This window comes from Amycolatopsis sp. NPDC059027, from assembly GCF_042739735.1.
Classification (GTDB): domain Bacteria; phylum Actinomycetota; class Actinomycetes; order Mycobacteriales; family Pseudonocardiaceae; genus Amycolatopsis.
Map to the genome: position 1 here is coordinate 75,513 of NZ_JBHYIK010000032.1, position 14,928 is coordinate 90,440.

Here is a 14,928-nt window from a genome sequence, read left to right on the forward strand (position 1 = left end):
ATTGATACCGACGAATTCGAGCGGCCGGAACATCATCTCGATGGCGACGCGCTTGGTGACGTAGCCGATGAGCGCGGCGATGAACGGCATCGCGGCGTAGAGCGGCCAGTGCCGCGCGAGGTCGTCAAGGACTGCGCCCACGCGACCTCCCTCTCGTCGACAACCCGAACACTAGCGGGTCACCGGGACACCACACGAGTCAGTGCAACAGGGCGAGAACCTGCAGCTCACCGACGAGCCCGCCGATCAACGCGCCGACCGCGATCAGCTTCCACTCGTCCTGCCGGAACGCCGGGCGCAGCAGCTGTTCGAACTCCAGCGCGGTCAGCCTGCGCATGCGATCGACGATGGTGTTGCGCACGTCGAGCGCGTTGACCGCGTACGCCTCCGCGTGCCGGATCGTCTCCGGAACACGCTCCGCCGCCTTCGCCGCCGCGACCTGCTTCATCTCCTGGAACCGCTTCGTGCCGACCGCGATCGCGACGAACGGCTTGACGACGCTGGCCTGCTGGTCGATGGTCCGCTGGACCTCGCGGGTGATCATGGTGAACAGCCGGTCCGACTTCGGCCCGCGCAGCACCGCTTCCAGCAGGTTCGGGATCGTGATGATCTCGCGCGCGATCATGTCGCCGTAGTCGGCGGCGACCTCGTCCCGGCGCTTCTGGAAGATGCCCTGCCAGGTGTAGAGGCCGAAGAACCGCTTCGGCTCGCGCGGCAGGAAGATCATCTTCAGCGCCAGCCAGTCGGTGACCCAGCCGATGCCCAGCCCGAACAGCGGCAGCACGATCGGCGACTTCGTCAGCGCCCACACCACCAGCTGCACACAGCCGAGCGCGAAGCCGAACCAGATGCCCGAGCGGGCGATGAACCGCATCTCCGGCCGCGAGATGTCCCGGATCAGCCGGTTCAGCAAGGCCTTGTCGCGGACCAGGTTCTCCACGACCATGTGCTTGAGGTCGAGTACGTCCTCGATGTTCTCCGCGATCTCCCGCATGATCTTGGTGATCGCCTTCGGCGCCTCGGCCTGGACGCGCTTGAGCAGCAACTGCTGCGCGGTGTTCGGCAGCATTTCCCACAGCCGGGGCTGGTATTGCTCCATGACCTCGCGGGTGACGTCCTCGACCACCCGCAGCAGCGGCTGCTCGATCTCCTTGGCGACCTGGCCGGGGTCGAGGCGGGCGAAGATCTCCCGGGGGTCGACGAGGTTCGTCGTCAGCATGTCGGTGGCCGTGGTCGCCATCCGCTCGGCGTTCGCCGGGAGTACGCCCTGCCAGCCGAAGACCGGTTTGACGCCGACGAATTCGAGCGGCCGGAACATCATCTCGATGGCGACCCGCTTGGTGACGTAGCCGATCAAGGCCGCGATGAACGGCATCGTGAGGTAGACCTGCCAGTGCTGGTGCAGGTCGGCGATGACGGCGTCCACGCCCGGAACGTTATCCCGTGCGGGGCGGACACTCCGGATTCGGGCTCGTCGGCGGGTCAGTGGAGCAGCAGGAGCACCTGGAGTTCACCGACCAGACCGCCGATGATCGCCCCGACGGCGATCAGTTTCCACTCGTCCTGCCGGAACGCGGGCCGCAGGATCCCCTCGAACTCGATCGGGGTGAGCTGCTGCATCTTCTCGACGATGGTGTTCCGGACGTCGAGCGCGCCGGTGGCGTAACTCTCGACGTGCTTGACGGTCTCCGGCAGATACGCGATCGCCTTCGCCGCGGCCGCGCGTTTCATCTCCTGGTACTGGCGTCCGCCGACAGTCAGCGCGACGAGCGGCTTCGCGATGCTCGTCTGCGTGTCGATGGTGCGCTGGACCTCGCGAGTGATCATCGCGAACAGCCGGTCCGATTTCGGCCCGGCGAGCACGGCTTCCATCACGTTGCGCACGGTCAGCACCTCGTCGGCGATGAGCGCGCCGTAGTCGGCGGCCACCTGACGGCGTCGTTTCTGGAACATCCCCTGCCAGCGGAAGAAACCGAAACCACGCGGTTCGCGGGGATAGAAGATCATCTTGAGTGCGAGCCAGTCGGTGACGAACCCCGTGACGAAGCCGAAAAGCGGCATGATCAACGGCTGCTTCGTCAGTGCCCACGCGACGAACTGGACGAGTCCGATCACGAATCCGAAGTAGATCCCGGACCGCGCGATGAACTTGAACTCCGGGGCGGCGACCTCGCGGATGAGCCGGTTGGTCAGCGACTTGTCCCGCACCATCGCGTTGATCAGCATGTCGTTGACATCGAGGACTTCGTCGATGTTCGTCGAGACTTCACGCATCAGCCGCTTGACGGCCTTGGGCGCCTGCGCGCGGACCTGATCGACGAGCATCCGCTGCGCCTGCGTGGGCAGCAGTTCCCACAGCCGCGGCTGGTACTGCTCCATCACCTCCCGCGTGACGTCGTCGACCGCCTTCAGCAGTGGCTCTTCGAGTTCCTTGACCATCTCCTCGGGGTCGAGCCGCGCGAAGATCTCTCGCGGGTTGACGAGGTTCTTGGTCAGCAGATCGACGGCGGTGGTCGCCATCCGCCGCGCGTTCGCCGGGATCACGCCCTGCCAGCCGAAGACCGGCCTGACGCCGGCGAATTCGAGCGGCCGGAACATCATCTCGATCGCGACCCGCTTGGTCAGGTAGCCGATCAGCGCGGCGATGAGCGGCATCGTGGCGTAGACGTGCCAGTGGGCGCGGATGTCGGCGAGGATCGCCGGAATGTCCACTTTGGCCTCCCGCTGCTAACGCCCTGTCAACAAAGCAGGATGCCATGCGTGACCGGGGGGTCCAAATATCGTAATGAAGCCGTTCGGCGGTATTTGCGCGCGGACCCGCGCTCACTAAGGTGGCGCAATGGTCGCTCCCGAGAAGTCCGAGCCCACCCCGAAGACCGCCCAATTCGCCGTCACCGTCCGGGGTTACAACCAGCGTCAGGTCGACGAGCGCCTCACCGAGCTGATCGCTCAGCTCAAGGAGGCGGCTCGCGGTCGCGACGAGGCCGTCGCGACGTCCGGAGAACTTTCGAAGGCACTCAGCTACGTGCAGCAGGAGCTGGCGGAGGCCAAGGCCGCACTGGTGCGGCTGAACTCCAGCCCCACCGGCGCCGGTGCGATGGCCGAGCGTGTCCGCATGATGATGCAGCTCGCCGAGGAGGAGGCCGCCGATCTGCGGACCGCCGCCGAAGCGGACGCGACCTCGACGCGGGAGGAGGCGGACAAGTACGCCCACGAGACCCAGCGCACGAGTGACAAGCTGGCCAAGGAAGCGCAGGACGAACGCGAGAAGCTGCTTGCCGATACCCGCGCGGAGATCGAGCGGCTCGAGGCCGAGGCGAGCAAGAAGCGCGAGCAGCTCGACAAGGCCGCGCAGGACGCCCGTGCCGAGGCGGACAAGAAGGCCGAGGAGGAGGCAGCGGCCAAGCGTGCCGAGGCCGACCGGATCGCGGGCGAGGAGATCACGGCCAAGAAGGCGCAGACCGACGCCGCCCTCGCCGATGCCATCGCCAAGCAGACCGAGGCCGACAAGCAACGGACGCTGGCGCTCGAACTGCGCGCGAAGGTCGCCGAGCGGCTCGCCGCCACCGACGCCGCCGTGCAGGAGGCTGTCCGGCTGCTGACGCCGTCGGACGAGGCCGCCGAGCCCGCGCCTTCCGCCTCGGACGACAACGCGCCGAGCCCCACGCCGCGGGAAGGCTGAACGCGCGGGTCAGCGTTGCGTGGTGGCGTACAGCTCGCTGTCGATCCACCCGCGTTCATGCAGTGCTGCGCAAAAACGCTGGTAGGAAGCGAAAAGCGCATCCTGCTCGGCCATCTCGGGTTCGATCAGGGTGCCCCCGGGCAGCTCCCCGCACACCGCGGTGAGACCGCCCGGGAGCACCCCGGCCGCGGCGAGCAACGCCGCGCCGTAGCCCGTCTCGGCGTTCGGGGCGACGCGCAGGCCGAGCCCGGTCACGCTCGCCCGGATACGTGTCCACAGTGGACTGCGGCTGCCGCCGCCCGCCGCCAGCAACGGGCCCGTCACTTCCACGCCGAGCCGGCGTAGATGGTCCAGGGCGAGACGTTCGAGGAAAGCGACCCCTTCGAGCCGCGCCCGGTGCAGCTCGGTCTCGTCCGCCGGGGTGCCGAGCACGAACCCCTCGGCCTCCGCGCTGCCGAACGGAAAGCGTTCCCCGGTGCGCCGCAACGGGTAGGCGATGATCCCGGCGGGCCCGCGCGCGGCCGCCGCGGCGTCGAGTGCGGGGAGATCGGGTTCGCCGGAAACGGCCTCGCCACCGGTGTTCGAGGCCCCGCCCGGCAACCACCAGCCGTCGGGATGGCGGTGGCTGTAGACGACTCCGGTCGGATCAGGGACCAGCTCGGCCGTCACTCCCTTGAGGACATACGTGGTGCCGAGAATCCCGACGAACTGGCCGGGCGCGACCGCACCGGCCGCGAGCTGTCCGGCGCAGCCGTCGGTCATCCCGGCGACCACCTCGCATCCCGCCGGAAGCCCGGCGACGGGCTGGGGGACCCGGCCGAGCACAGTGGTTGGCGCGACCACCGGCGGGAGCAAGCTTTCGGGCACGCCCAGCCCCGCGAACACCTCGTGTGGCCATTCGCGGGCGCGAGGGTCGTAACCGCTCTTCAACGCGTGTGACCAGTCGGCCGCGACCGGGCCGCCGGTCAGCTTCGCCGCGATCAGATCCGCGGTGTGCTGGATCTTCGTGACCTCGGGTGCGTGCTCGGCGAGCCAGGCGATCCGGCCGAGCGCCGAGGTCGCCGACACCCCGGACCCGAGCGCCCGCCAGCGTTCGGCGCCCAGCTCCGCCGCTTTCGCGTTGTACTCGGCGCCGCGCCGGTCGTCGTACATCAGCGCCGGGCCGATCGGCTCGCCGCGGGTGTCGACTCCGGCGATGGTGCCCGAGGTGGCCGCGATCGCCACCGCGGACACCTCGGATCCGTGGCCGGGCAGTGCGGCGGTGACCCGCCCCAGTGCCGCCTCGGCGGCGGGCCACCACGACCTCGCGTCCTGCTCGCTGCGTCCGCTCCCGTCCCTGACCGGCGCGGCCAGCGGTTCGGCGGCGGAGGCCAGCACGGTGCCGCCGCGCACCGCGAGGGCGCGGACCCCCGCGGTGGCGACGTCGAGGCCGATGGTGACCAGCTCGTTCACGCTGTCGCGACCTTCTCTCCGACTTGTTGCAGGCTCGCGTCCTCCGCGATCGCCTTTTCGGTTTCCTCGGGCAGTTTCAGGAAGCGCACCAGCACCGCGGCGACGAGGTAGAGCACCGCGAAGATGATGACCACGCCCGCCGCCCCGGCCGGGCCGAGGAACAGGCTCACGATCGCTGGGCCGACGAACGCGGCAGCGCCCGCGCCGAGGTTGAGCAGTGCCATCGCGCCGCCCTTGTGGTCCGGTGCCAGCGAGGGCAGCAGCGCCGAGATCGGCACGAATCCGGCGAGCGTCGCGCCGTACAGCGCGCCGACGATCAGTGCGAGCCAGTAGTACTGCGCGCCCATCGCCACCGGGACGAAGTACAGCAGCAGGATGGAGATCGCGCAGCCGACCGCGCCGAACCAGAAGATCGTGGTGCGCCAGCCGATCTTGTCGCTCAGCACGCCGAAGATCAGGTTGAAGAAGATGTTCGTCCCGTAGATCACCGACACCAGCAGCAGCCAGCGGCTTTCGCCGAACCCGATCTGGCTGATGAAGATCGTCGGGAAGAACACGAGCATGCCGAACTCGGGAGCGGTGTTGATGACGCGGACGATCATGCCGATCCCGACCCGGGGCTTCTTCCACGCGATCGACACGCTGGACACCAGGCTCTGCACGGGTTTCACCTCCGGCGGAGCCAGCCGCGAGTACCCGGTGCGCTGCCGGACGCCGAAGATCGCGATCAGGCCGCCGAGTGCGAGCAGGCCGATCGAGACCCACAGCGTTCCGTAGTGCCCGAGCAGCGGGTTGGTGAAGCTGGCGACGAGCGCGCCCAGCGTGGGCAGCCCGCCGGTGAAGGCGAAGTAGAACCAGCCGACCGCCGCGCCGAGCCGCGCGACCGGTGCCACCGCGGTGATCCACACCAGGAAGCCGAAGGCGAACATCGGGTAGCCGAAGCCGCGGATCCCGTAGAAGACCAGCATCAGCGGATAGTTCTCGGTGCCGACCGCGGCGACCAGGAAGAGGACGTCGAACACCAGCCAGATGGCGAGCCCGGCCATCATCACCCGGCGTGGCCCCCACAGATCCGACAGCGCGCCGGACAGCCAGGACGCCAGCATCACCGCGACGCCGTACACAGTGATCACATAGGACGCCCTGATCTCCGTGCCGGCGCCGTTGCTCGCCATGAACGGCGCGATGAAGCCGGATTCGACCCCGTCACCGATCATGAACAGCAGCAGGCCGACGTACCCGCAGAACAGGGGTGCGGGCAGCCCCCACCTCGTGAGCACACGGGCGAATCCGCCGCTCCGCGCTGGGGACAACCCCGATGTTGTCTGGCTCATGCACGCCTCCATGCGTCGAGTTCAACGTATCATGGACCGTGTTAACTTCGCACACAAGATGTTAGTTCGAACTTCTTCGTGTTAACTCGGGGTGTCGTCGCGCGGCTACCCACCGCGTCGATCTTGGGTTGTCCCTGAAGGACGCCTTCGGTGCGTTGGCCGTGCTGAAGGACGCCTTCGGTGCATCTGGTGTGCTGAAGGCGCCCTTCAGCACATCGGGCGAACTCAGTCCGCGACGGCGACCTTCACCCGGTTCCGCAGTTCGTCGAGCACGTGCCGGTCCGTGCCGGCGTCGACGATCAGCAGGTCGAAGTCGGAAAGCGGGGCGAGCCGGTGCAGTGCGGCGCGCGACATCTTGCTCGAGTCCATCAGCAGCACCTTCTGCCGCGCGCTCGCCAGCATCGCCCGCTTGATCATCACGATCTCGGGCTCCTGGTGGAACGTCTGCTCGGTGTTCATCGCCGACGTCGAGACGAAGGCGACGTCCACCGAAAGCCGCTCGATCGCCTCCAGGCTCTGCATCCCGAGGAACGAGTCGTGTGTGCTGGAGTAGTCGCCGCCGATGCAGATGAGCCGGACCTCGTCGAGCTGTTTCAGCAGATCGAGGGCACCGAGATAGTTCGTCGCGACGGTCAGCGGCGCGACGTCGCCCAGCAGTTTCGCCAGCGCCAGCGCGCTGGTCGAGTCGTCGAGCAGGACCGACATCCCCGGCTCGACCTCGTCCAGTGCCCGCCGCGCGATCGATGCCTTGGCCTCCGCGTGCGCCTGCATCCGGTACTCGGCGTTGCTCTCGAACACCGTCGAGGGCATGGCCGAAACCCCGCCGCGGTACTTGCGCACCAGCCCCTTGCGCACGAGCTCGTCCACGTCCCGGTGCACGGTCATGTGACTGACGCCGGACAGTCGCACCAGCTCCAGGATCGACGCCGAACCCTTCGAGAAGATCGTGTCGACCAGCATCTGCTGGCGGCGGTCGCGGGAGTGGGCGCTGCCGCTCGTCGGTTTCTCGCTGGACATGGGTTCAGTATCGCGCGTTCACCGGGGTGTTGAAGCGGAGCAGGGCGGTGTTTCCGCCGTCGATCCGCAGTTCGGTGAGCGCGACGTTGTCCACGCGGGGGAACACCGTGCGGTACGTCCTCAGTGGAATGCCCAGCATCGCGCACAGGACCAGCCGGAGCAGCGTGTTGTGCGCGACGACGAGCGCGGTGCCGCCGTCGGCCGCCGCGGCGACCTCGCGGAGCGCGGCCACCCCGCGTGCCGCCACCTCGGCGGGCGGTTCGGAGCCGGGGAACGCGCCGTCCACCGGATTCGCCAGGAAGCGTTCCAGCGCCACGGGATCGGTCTCCCGCAGCTCCTCGCGAGTCCGGCCCTCCGCGATGCCGAAGTGCGATTCACGCAGGCCCTCGACGATCGTCGGGGTCATCCCGAGCGCGGTCGCCGTGGGCTCCATCGTGCGGATCGCGCGCTGCTGGGGAGAACAGAACAACGCCGTCGGCTTCGCGTCGCGCGCGTAACCCGCCAGCGCTTCCGCCTGGTGGAGCCCCTCCGCGGTCAGCGCCACCTCGCTGCTGCCCGCGTACCTGTTCTCCGCGTGCCACTCCGTCTGGCCGTGCCTGGCCAGCAACAGTCGTGTGGCCACTGTTCCTCCTCGCTCTTGCGAATATCTCATCGACGATGTTAACTTAACATGGTCCGTGTGAAAGGGGATCTTGATGGGGCTCGGTGCGGTGGTATTCGACCTGGACGGCGTCCTGGTCGACAGTGAACACCTCTGGGAGGAGAACTGGGTTGCCTACGCGGCCCGGCACCAGATCGAGTGGACGGCTGAGGACACCGCGTCGGTGCAGGGGATGAGTGCCCCCGAATGGGCTGCTTACCTGGCGCGCCGGTGCGGCGAACCAGACCGTGCGCGCGAAGTGGAGCAGGCCGTGGTCGACGGCATGATCGCGTCGATCGACGCAGGTGAGGCGCCGCTGTTGCCGGGTGCGGGCGCCATGGTGCGCGAGGTCAGCGCGCGGGTGCCGGTCGCGCTCGCGTCGTCCGCGGCCCGCCGGGTGATCGACGCGGTGCTCGAAAAGCACGAGCTGACCGGCGAGTTCACCGCGACGGTGTCGAGCGCCGAGGTGGCGCGGGGCAAGCCAAGCCCGGACGTGTACCTGGAGGCGGCGTCCCGGCTCGGCAGGTCCGGCGCGGAATGTCTCGGTGTGGAGGACTCCAGCAACGGGATCCGCGCGGCCGCGGCCGCCGGGCTGACCGTGATCGCGCTGCCGAACCCGACGTACCCGCCGAAGCCGGACGCGCTGGAACTCGCCAGCGCGGTGGCGGAAAGCAATGACGACGTACGCCGGAAGCTGCTGGCCTACCTGGCCGGCGACCCGGTGGCGGCAGGAGAATGACATGACGACTCTCGGTACCGCGGAGACGTTCAAGCGCGAATGGCTGGACGGGTTCGCCACCGCGTACGGCCGCACGGTCCGCAAGGTGCCCGGCGCCTACGGCGTCGTGCGCCGCGAGGACACGCGGCCCGGCAAGGTCGCGGTGGTCATCGGCGGTGGCTGCGGGCACTACCCGGCGTTCGCCGGGCTGGTCGGACCCGGCCTCGCCGACGGCGCGGTGGTGGGTGACGTGTTCACCAGCCCGAGCGCCGAGCAGGTGTATCGCACCGCGCGGGCGGCCGAAAGCGGTGCCGGAGTCCTTTTCGGATACGGGAACTACCAGGGCGACGTGCTCCACTTCGGACTGGCCGCGCGCAGGCTGGCCGCCGAAGGCGTCGAGAGCCGCACGATCCTGGTCACCGACGACATCGCGAGTGGCCCCGCGGCGAACCCCGAGAGCCGGCGTGGCGTCGCAGGCGACTTCCTGGTGTTCAAGATCGCCGGAGCCGCGGCCGAGCGCGGTGACGACCTCGCCGGGGTGTACGCGGCGGCCGAGAAGGCGAACTCGCGGATCAGGACGTTCGGTGTCGCGTTCGGCGGCTGCACCCTGCCCGGCGCGGCCGAGCCGCTGTTCACCGTCGGCGAGCGGGAGATGGAGCTCGGGCTCGGGATCCACGGCGAGCCCGGCGTGCGCACGGTCGGCAGGTTGTCCGCGGCCGAACTGGCCGACGAGCTGGTCGACGGGCTGCTGCCCGAGCTTCCCGGGGGTGACGGGCGGATCGTGGTGCTGCTCAACGGTCTCGGCCGCACCAAGTACGAGGAAATGTTCGTCACCTACACCCGGGTGCACGAGCGGCTGGCCGCGGCGGGGCTGAGCCCGCTGCACACCGAGGTCGGCGAGTTCGTGACCTCGCTGGACATGGCGGGCGTTTCGCTGTCGGTCATGGTGCTGGACGACGAACTGGCGGAGCTGTACGCGGCACCGTGTGACACGCCGGGCTACCGCAACACCGGTTCGGTGCTGGCGAAGGTCGACCTGGAGTCCACAGTGGACGAACTGCTGGCCGAGACACAGCCGGGCAGCACCGTGGTGGACAGGGCGCTGACGGCGGCGTTGCACAGCATCGAGGCGAACGAAGACGAACTGGGCAGGCTGGACGCCGTCGCGGCGGACGGTGACCACGGGCTCGGCATGACTCGCGGGATGCGCGCGGCGGTGGCCGCGGCGCGGCGGGACAGCGAGACGATCTCCGGCGCGCTGCTCGCGGCGGGCACGGCGTTCGCCGACGCCGCCGGTGGTGCGTCCGGCGCGCTGTACGGCGTCCTGCTGGCGGAAACCGGCGCCGGGCTGAGCGGTCTCGACGGCGACGAAATCACCGCCGAGAGCCTTGCGGCGGCAGTGGAGGAAGCCGTGCGTGCCTTCGTCGAACTCGGCAAGGCCGAGCCCGGTGACAAGACGATGCTCGATGCGATCGAGCCCTTCCGCACGGTACTGCGGGAACAGGCGGAGGAGGGCGCGGGCATCGCGCAGGCCTGGCGGAAGGCGGCTTCGGCGGCGGTGACAGCGGCCGAGTCGACCGCGCACCTGGTGCCCGCCAAGGGACGTGCCGCGCGGCTGGCGCAGCGCAGCAAGGGACACCCCGATCCCGGGGCCGTCTCCTTCTCGCTGCTGGTCACCGCTGTCGGCGAGGTTGTGGGAAAGGACGAGAACTGATGCGGATCGTGGTGGCGGCGGACAACGCCGGGGTCGGGCTGAAGGACCAGCTGCGGGATCTGTTGCTCGCCGACGAACGCGTCGACGAGGTGACCGATCTCGGCGTGGCCAGCGGTGCCGACGAGCGGGCTTACCCGTTGCTCGGGCTGGCGGCCGCCGAGACGATCGCCCGCGGCGAGGCCGATCGCGGGGTGCTGGTCTGCGGCACCGGGATCGGCATGGCGATCTCGGCCAACAAGGTGCCCGGTGTGCGTGCGACGGTCGCGCACGACTCCTACTCCGCCGAGCGGTCGATCAAGTCGAACGACTGCCAGGTGATCACGTTCGGCGCCCGCGCGATCGGCCCCGAGCTGGCCAAGAAGATCGTCACCGAATGGGTGGGGTACCGCTTCGATCCCGGCTCGCCCAGCGCGAGCAAGGTCGCGCATATCACCGAGTACGAGAAAGCTCACTGAAGCGTTCGCCGCGCGGTTGACGAGCACGCGGCACGGGTTCTTACTGGAACAGCGAGGGAAGGAGCAGCGTTGCGCATTCTCGCTGCGGGAGACCATTTCGTCGGCCCCGATCTGCTGATCGGAGCGGTCCGGTCGGAGCTGGACGGTGATCACGAGATCACCGAGCTGAAGCTGCCGTGGCCGGTCGAGCCGTTCGGCCCCGTCGGCACCGTGCACGAGGCCAGCGGCACCGAACAGCAGGTGATCGACGCGCTCGGCGGCGCGGAGGTCGTCGTCACGCAGATGGCGCCGTTCACCAAGGAGGTCTTCGCGGCGGCGGAGAACCTGAAGCTGGTCTCGGTGTGCCGGGGCGGGCCGGTGAACGTCGACCTCGCCGCGGCGACGGAGGCCGGCGTCGCGGTCACCTACGCTCCCGGCCGCAACGCCGGCGCGGCGGCCGAGTTCGCGATCGGCATGATCCTCGCCGCGATGCGCCGGATCTCGACGTCCTCGGCGGAGCTGCTCGGCGGTGCCTGGCGCGGTGACTACTACGCCTATGACCAGGCTGGCCTCGAAATCAACGGCACCACCATCGGCCTCGTCGGCTATGGCGCGATCGGTTCGCGGGTGGCCAAGGTCCTCGGCGCGTTCGGTGCCGAGGTACTGGTCGCGGACCCGTACGCCGACCCCGCCGCGGTGGCGGTCGACGGCGCCCGCGTCGTCGAGCTGGACGAGTTGCTGCGGAACAGCCACGTCGTCAGCCTGCACGCCCGGCTCACCGAGCAGACCCGGCACCTCATCGACGCGGAGAAACTGGCGTTGCTGCCACACGGCGCGATCCTGGTGAACACCGCGCGCGGTGGTCTGCTCGACTACGCGCCGCTCCCGGAGGCCTTGCGCAGCGGCAAGCTCGGCGCGCTGGCGCTGGACGTGTACGACGTCGAGCCGCCACCCGCGGACTGGGCCCTGCGGGACGTGCCGAACGTCGTCGCCACCCCGCACCTGGCCGGGGCGAGCAGGCAGACCGCCGAGCGGGCCGCCGCGATCGTGGCCGCCGAGGTCGGCCGGTACGCGCGCGGGGAGACCCTCGCGAACCTCGCCAACCCCGAGGTGCTCGGGCAGCGGCCATGATCGTCGGCGTCGATATCGGCACCTCGCTGACCAAGGCGGTGGTCTTCGACGAGGCCGGGGTGTCGGTCGCGACCGCGTGCACCCGGTCCGAGGTGCACCACCTGTCCGGTGGTCGGGTGGAACAGGATCTCGACCAGGTGGTGGGCACCGTCGCCACCGTCGTCCGCGAGGTCACCGCCCAGCTGCCGGAACCGGTCACCGCGCTCGCCCTCACCGGTCAGGGGGACGGGCTGTGGCTGCGGGACGAGTCCGGCGATGCCGTGCGTCCCGCCGTCTCCTGGCTCGACGGGCGTGCGAACGCGTTGCTCGCCAAATGGCAGGCGGACGGTGTCACCCGCGAGGTGTTCCGGCGCACGGGTTCGGGGATGTTCCCCGGCTGCGCTGCGGCCATAATGTCCTTTTTGGACACTCACGAGCCGGAGACGCTCGATCGGGCCGTGGTGGCCGGGTACTGCGTGGACGCGGTGCTGCAGCGGCTGACCGGTGAGATCACGGTCGACGTCTCCGACGCGTCGCTTCCCTTCCTCGACCCGGCGACGAGGAAGTACGACGAGAGCGCGATCGCGGCCTGTGGCCTCACCCACCGTCGTGCGCTGTTCGCAGAACCGGCTCCCGCGAAAACCGTGTTCCGCCTGGACACCCGAGGCGCGGAGCTGCTCGGCCTTCCGGCAGGGCTGCCGGTCACGGCGGGCCCGTTCGATCTGCCCGCGAGCGCGATCGGTGCGGGCGTGCGCGAGCCGGGCGACGGGATCCTCACCGCGGGCACCACCCTCGCCTGTCAGGTGCTGACCAGGGACGCGACGTTCGATCCGGACGGCGAACCCGCCGGGATGTTCCTGTGCACGCCGGAACCTGGCGAGTACCTGCGTGCCATGCCCGCGATGGTGGGCACGGCCGGGATCGACTGGGTGTGTCAGTTGCTCGGTATCGACGTGGCGGACATCGACCCGCTCCTCGCGAGTTCGACGCCAGGCGCCGGTGGGGTGCAGGCGCTGCCGTTCCTGTCCGTGTCCGGGGAACGTGCCCCGTTCGTCGACGCGACGGCGCGGGCGCAGTTCTCCGGGCTGAGCCTGGAAACCGGGCGGGCGGAGCTGGTGCGCGCGCTCTGCGAGTCGGTCGCGTACGCGGCACGGCACTGTTTCGAGGCGGCCGGGCTTTCCGGTCGGTTGTACGCCTGCGGTGGTGGGGTGCGTTCGGCCGGATGGACCCGGATCTTCGCCGATGTGCTCGGCCGTCCGATCGTCATTCCCGGCGATCCGGGTGTCGGTGCTCGTGGCGCGGTGCTCACCGCGGCCGACGCGCTCGGGCAGCCGTACGACCGTGATCGCTGGGCGGACAACGCGCGTACTGTGGAGTTCCGGCCGGGCAACGTCGAGATCTACGAGCGCGGATACGCCGACTACCAAGCGAGTCTCGCGGCCGCGCGCGGGCTCTGGAGGCTCTGAATGATCCTGGCGGAGGAGCGGGCGCAAGTCTGCGCGTACGCACGCCGGATGACCACGGACGGTCTGGTCGTCGGCACCTCGGGCAATGTGTCCGTGCGGGTGGGAGATCGGGTCGCGGTGACCCCGACCGGGGTCGACTACGAGAAACTCACCGCGGCGGACATCCCGGTGGTCGCGCTCGACGGTTCGCCGGTGGACGGGGAACTCAAGCCCACCAGCGAACTCCCCATGCATCTGACCGTGTACAACGAGGCCGCCGATCCGGACGGCAAACCGGTCACCGCGGTCGTGCACACGCACTCGGTGTACGCGACGGCGGTGTCGACGCTGGTCAACGAGGTCCCGCCGATCCACTACATGCTGGCGGCGATCGGGCCGACAGCGCGGGTGGCCCGGTATGCCACGTATGGCACCGAAAGGCTGGCGAAGGCGATGCTCGAGGCGCTCGTCGAGCGCCGCGGCTGCCTGCTGGCCAACCACGGCACCATCACCTACGGCGACGGGCTGGGCGCGGCGTACCACCGGGCACAGCAACTGGAATGGGTGTGCCAGCTCTGGCTGCTCGCGCGCTCCGCGGGCAGCCCGAGCCTGCTGCCGCCCGCGGAGATCGAGCACGTGGTCGAGAAACTGCGTGGCTACGGCCAATAGCCGTGCCGGGCGTCAGGACGCGGCCGCCGCCGTGTCCACGGCGTGGACCGCGTCGAGCAGTTCGGCCACGGTCGGATCGTCGACGGCTTCCTTGATGCACTGCCACAACTGAAGATTCGCCATCGCCCACCGCGAGTAGGTCTCGGCGGCTTCCGGGTTGTAGAAGTAGTAGCCCTCGTCGTGGACGTCGCACTGCTCGCCGACGATCTTGTGGGCCAGTTCGCGGAGGCTCAGGCCGTTCTCGCGGAGGTAGCGGTGGGCCAGCACCACCGGGGTCACCGGGAGCGCCTTGAACAACGTGTCGGCGTCACTCAGCGCCTGCGCCTCCAGTGAGATGTCACGGCCACGGGTGGCCATCTCGGCCTCGTCGACGATTTCGTCGATCCACCGCGCGACGTCGTCCGGGACCCCGCACTCGGCGAGAATGCCCAGCCGCAGCTTCCGGCCCGCGGCGGCAGGGGAGTTCCGCAACACGAGGTAGTTCACGTCGTGGACGAGGGCAGCCACCTCCACGACGGTGCTGTCGGCGCCGTTGTGCCCCGCGAAACCGAGTGCCTTCGCACGGACGAAACTGACGTGATGCCAGCCGTGGAAGGGAAGTTGCTTGGCGTAACGCCAGCACAACTGCTGCACTCGGTGTTCGACCGCGGCGACGATCGACGGCGGAATAGTCCGATTCTGTAACGGAATCTGATGCGTGCGCATACACCTCT

Annotated in this window: 14 protein-coding genes; 7 read left to right on the top strand and 7 right to left on the bottom strand. The window is 69.3% G+C overall.

What is annotated here, in order from left to right; genetic code table 11:
- Nucleotides 1-199: 199 nt before the first annotated feature.
- The gene (locus tag ACFWY9_RS22830) at nt 200-1,375 is read right to left on the bottom strand and encodes a DUF445 domain-containing protein (RefSeq protein ID WP_378339879.1); all 1,176 of its coding nucleotides are present in this window, start codon (nt 1,373-1,375) and stop codon (nt 200-202) included.
- Nucleotides 1,376-1,482: 107 nt separating this feature from the next.
- Complete coding sequence (locus ACFWY9_RS22835; protein WP_378339867.1) at nt 1,483-2,712, bottom strand: DUF445 domain-containing protein; 1,230 nt, start codon at nt 2,710-2,712, stop codon at nt 1,483-1,485.
- A gap of 127 nt (nt 2,713-2,839) precedes the next feature.
- On the opposite strand from ACFWY9_RS22835, the gene ACFWY9_RS22840 reads away from it, so the two are divergent.
- The gene (locus tag ACFWY9_RS22840; RefSeq protein ID WP_378339868.1) at nt 2,840-3,682 is read left to right on the top strand and encodes a hypothetical protein; all 843 of its coding nucleotides are present in this window, start codon (nt 2,840-2,842) and stop codon (nt 3,680-3,682) included.
- 9 nt (nt 3,683-3,691) lie between these two features.
- On the opposite strand, the gene ACFWY9_RS22845 is transcribed toward ACFWY9_RS22840, so the two are convergent.
- From ACFWY9_RS22845 to ACFWY9_RS22860, 4 genes are all read right to left on the bottom strand, one after another.
- Nucleotides 3,692-5,134 (bottom strand): FGGY-family carbohydrate kinase, encoded by a 1,443-nt coding sequence (locus ACFWY9_RS22845; protein ID WP_378339869.1) that lies wholly within the window; start codon nt 5,132-5,134, stop codon nt 3,692-3,694.
- Nucleotides 5,131-6,468: an MFS transporter gene (locus ACFWY9_RS22850; protein ID WP_378329037.1), complete on the bottom strand. Its 1,338-nt coding sequence runs from the start codon at nt 6,466-6,468 to the stop codon at nt 5,131-5,133. Before ACFWY9_RS22850 ends, ACFWY9_RS22845 begins: the two co-directional genes overlap by 4 nt.
- 225 nt (nt 6,469-6,693) lie before the next feature.
- A complete protein-coding gene (locus ACFWY9_RS22855; protein WP_378329038.1) occupies nt 6,694-7,485 on the bottom strand; it encodes a DeoR/GlpR family DNA-binding transcription regulator in 792 nt (263 codons plus the stop codon).
- Between the two features lie 4 nt (nt 7,486-7,489).
- Entirely contained in the window at nt 7,490-8,107 is a 618-nt protein-coding gene (locus ACFWY9_RS22860) for a histidine phosphatase family protein (RefSeq protein WP_378339870.1), read from the bottom strand.
- 73 nt (nt 8,108-8,180) lie between these two features.
- Here ACFWY9_RS22860 and ACFWY9_RS22865 point away from each other — a divergent pair, with 73 nt between their 5' ends.
- The 6 genes from ACFWY9_RS22865 (at nt 8,181) to ACFWY9_RS22890 (ending at nt 14,215) form a co-directional block, all read left to right on the top strand.
- Nucleotides 8,181-8,864 (top strand): HAD family hydrolase, encoded by a 684-nt coding sequence (locus ACFWY9_RS22865; protein ID WP_378339871.1) that lies wholly within the window; start codon nt 8,181-8,183, stop codon nt 8,862-8,864.
- A gap of 1 nt (nt 8,865) precedes the next feature.
- Nucleotides 8,866-10,557, top strand: a complete 1,692-nt coding sequence (locus ACFWY9_RS22870; RefSeq protein ID WP_378339872.1) for a dihydroxyacetone kinase family protein — start codon at nt 8,866-8,868, stop codon at nt 10,555-10,557.
- Nucleotides 10,557-11,012, top strand: a complete 456-nt coding sequence (locus ACFWY9_RS22875; protein WP_345406389.1) for an RpiB/LacA/LacB family sugar-phosphate isomerase — start codon at nt 10,557-10,559, stop codon at nt 11,010-11,012. The genes ACFWY9_RS22870 and ACFWY9_RS22875 overlap by 1 nt, the downstream gene beginning before the upstream one ends.
- Before the next feature lie 69 nt (nt 11,013-11,081).
- Complete coding sequence (locus tag ACFWY9_RS22880) at nt 11,082-12,122, top strand: 2-hydroxyacid dehydrogenase (protein ID WP_378339873.1); 1,041 nt, start codon at nt 11,082-11,084, stop codon at nt 12,120-12,122.
- On the top strand, nt 12,119-13,567 hold the full coding sequence (locus ACFWY9_RS22885) for an FGGY family carbohydrate kinase (RefSeq protein WP_378339874.1): 1,449 nt from the start codon (nt 12,119-12,121) through the stop codon (nt 13,565-13,567). The genes ACFWY9_RS22880 and ACFWY9_RS22885 overlap by 4 nt, the downstream gene beginning before the upstream one ends.
- A complete protein-coding gene (locus ACFWY9_RS22890; RefSeq protein WP_378329044.1) occupies nt 13,568-14,215 on the top strand; it encodes a class II aldolase/adducin family protein in 648 nt (215 codons plus the stop codon).
- Between the two features lie 12 nt (nt 14,216-14,227).
- Here the strand turns inward: ACFWY9_RS22890 and ACFWY9_RS22895 are convergent, their stop codons facing one another.
- Complete coding sequence (locus ACFWY9_RS22895) at nt 14,228-14,920, bottom strand: HD family phosphohydrolase (RefSeq protein WP_378339875.1); 693 nt, start codon at nt 14,918-14,920, stop codon at nt 14,228-14,230.
- Nucleotides 14,921-14,928: the final 8 nt, after the last annotated feature.

Coding starts and splice junctions, on each gene's coding strand:
- ACFWY9_RS22830 (WP_378339879.1), bottom strand. CDS start 1,375: ATGCCGTTCATCGCGGCCTTGATCGGCTACGTCACCAAGCGGGTCGCC.
- ACFWY9_RS22840 (WP_378339868.1), top strand. CDS start 2,840: ATGGTCGCTCCCGAGAAGTCCGAGCCCACCCCGAAGACCGCCCAATTC.
- ACFWY9_RS22850 (WP_378329037.1), bottom strand. CDS start 6,468: ATGAGCCAGACAACATCGGGGTTGTCCCCAGCGCGGAGCGGCGGATTC.
- ACFWY9_RS22855 (WP_378329038.1), bottom strand. CDS start 7,485: ATGTCCAGCGAGAAACCGACGAGCGGCAGCGCCCACTCCCGCGACCGC.
- ACFWY9_RS22865 (WP_378339871.1), top strand. CDS start 8,181: ATGGGGCTCGGTGCGGTGGTATTCGACCTGGACGGCGTCCTGGTCGAC.
- ACFWY9_RS22870 (WP_378339872.1), top strand. CDS start 8,866: ATGACGACTCTCGGTACCGCGGAGACGTTCAAGCGCGAATGGCTGGAC.
- ACFWY9_RS22875 (WP_345406389.1), top strand. CDS start 10,557: ATGCGGATCGTGGTGGCGGCGGACAACGCCGGGGTCGGGCTGAAGGAC.
- ACFWY9_RS22885 (WP_378339874.1), top strand. CDS start 12,119: ATGATCGTCGGCGTCGATATCGGCACCTCGCTGACCAAGGCGGTGGTC.
- ACFWY9_RS22890 (WP_378329044.1), top strand. CDS start 13,568: ATGATCCTGGCGGAGGAGCGGGCGCAAGTCTGCGCGTACGCACGCCGG.
- ACFWY9_RS22895 (WP_378339875.1), bottom strand. CDS start 14,920: ATGCGCACGCATCAGATTCCGTTACAGAATCGGACTATTCCGCCGTCG.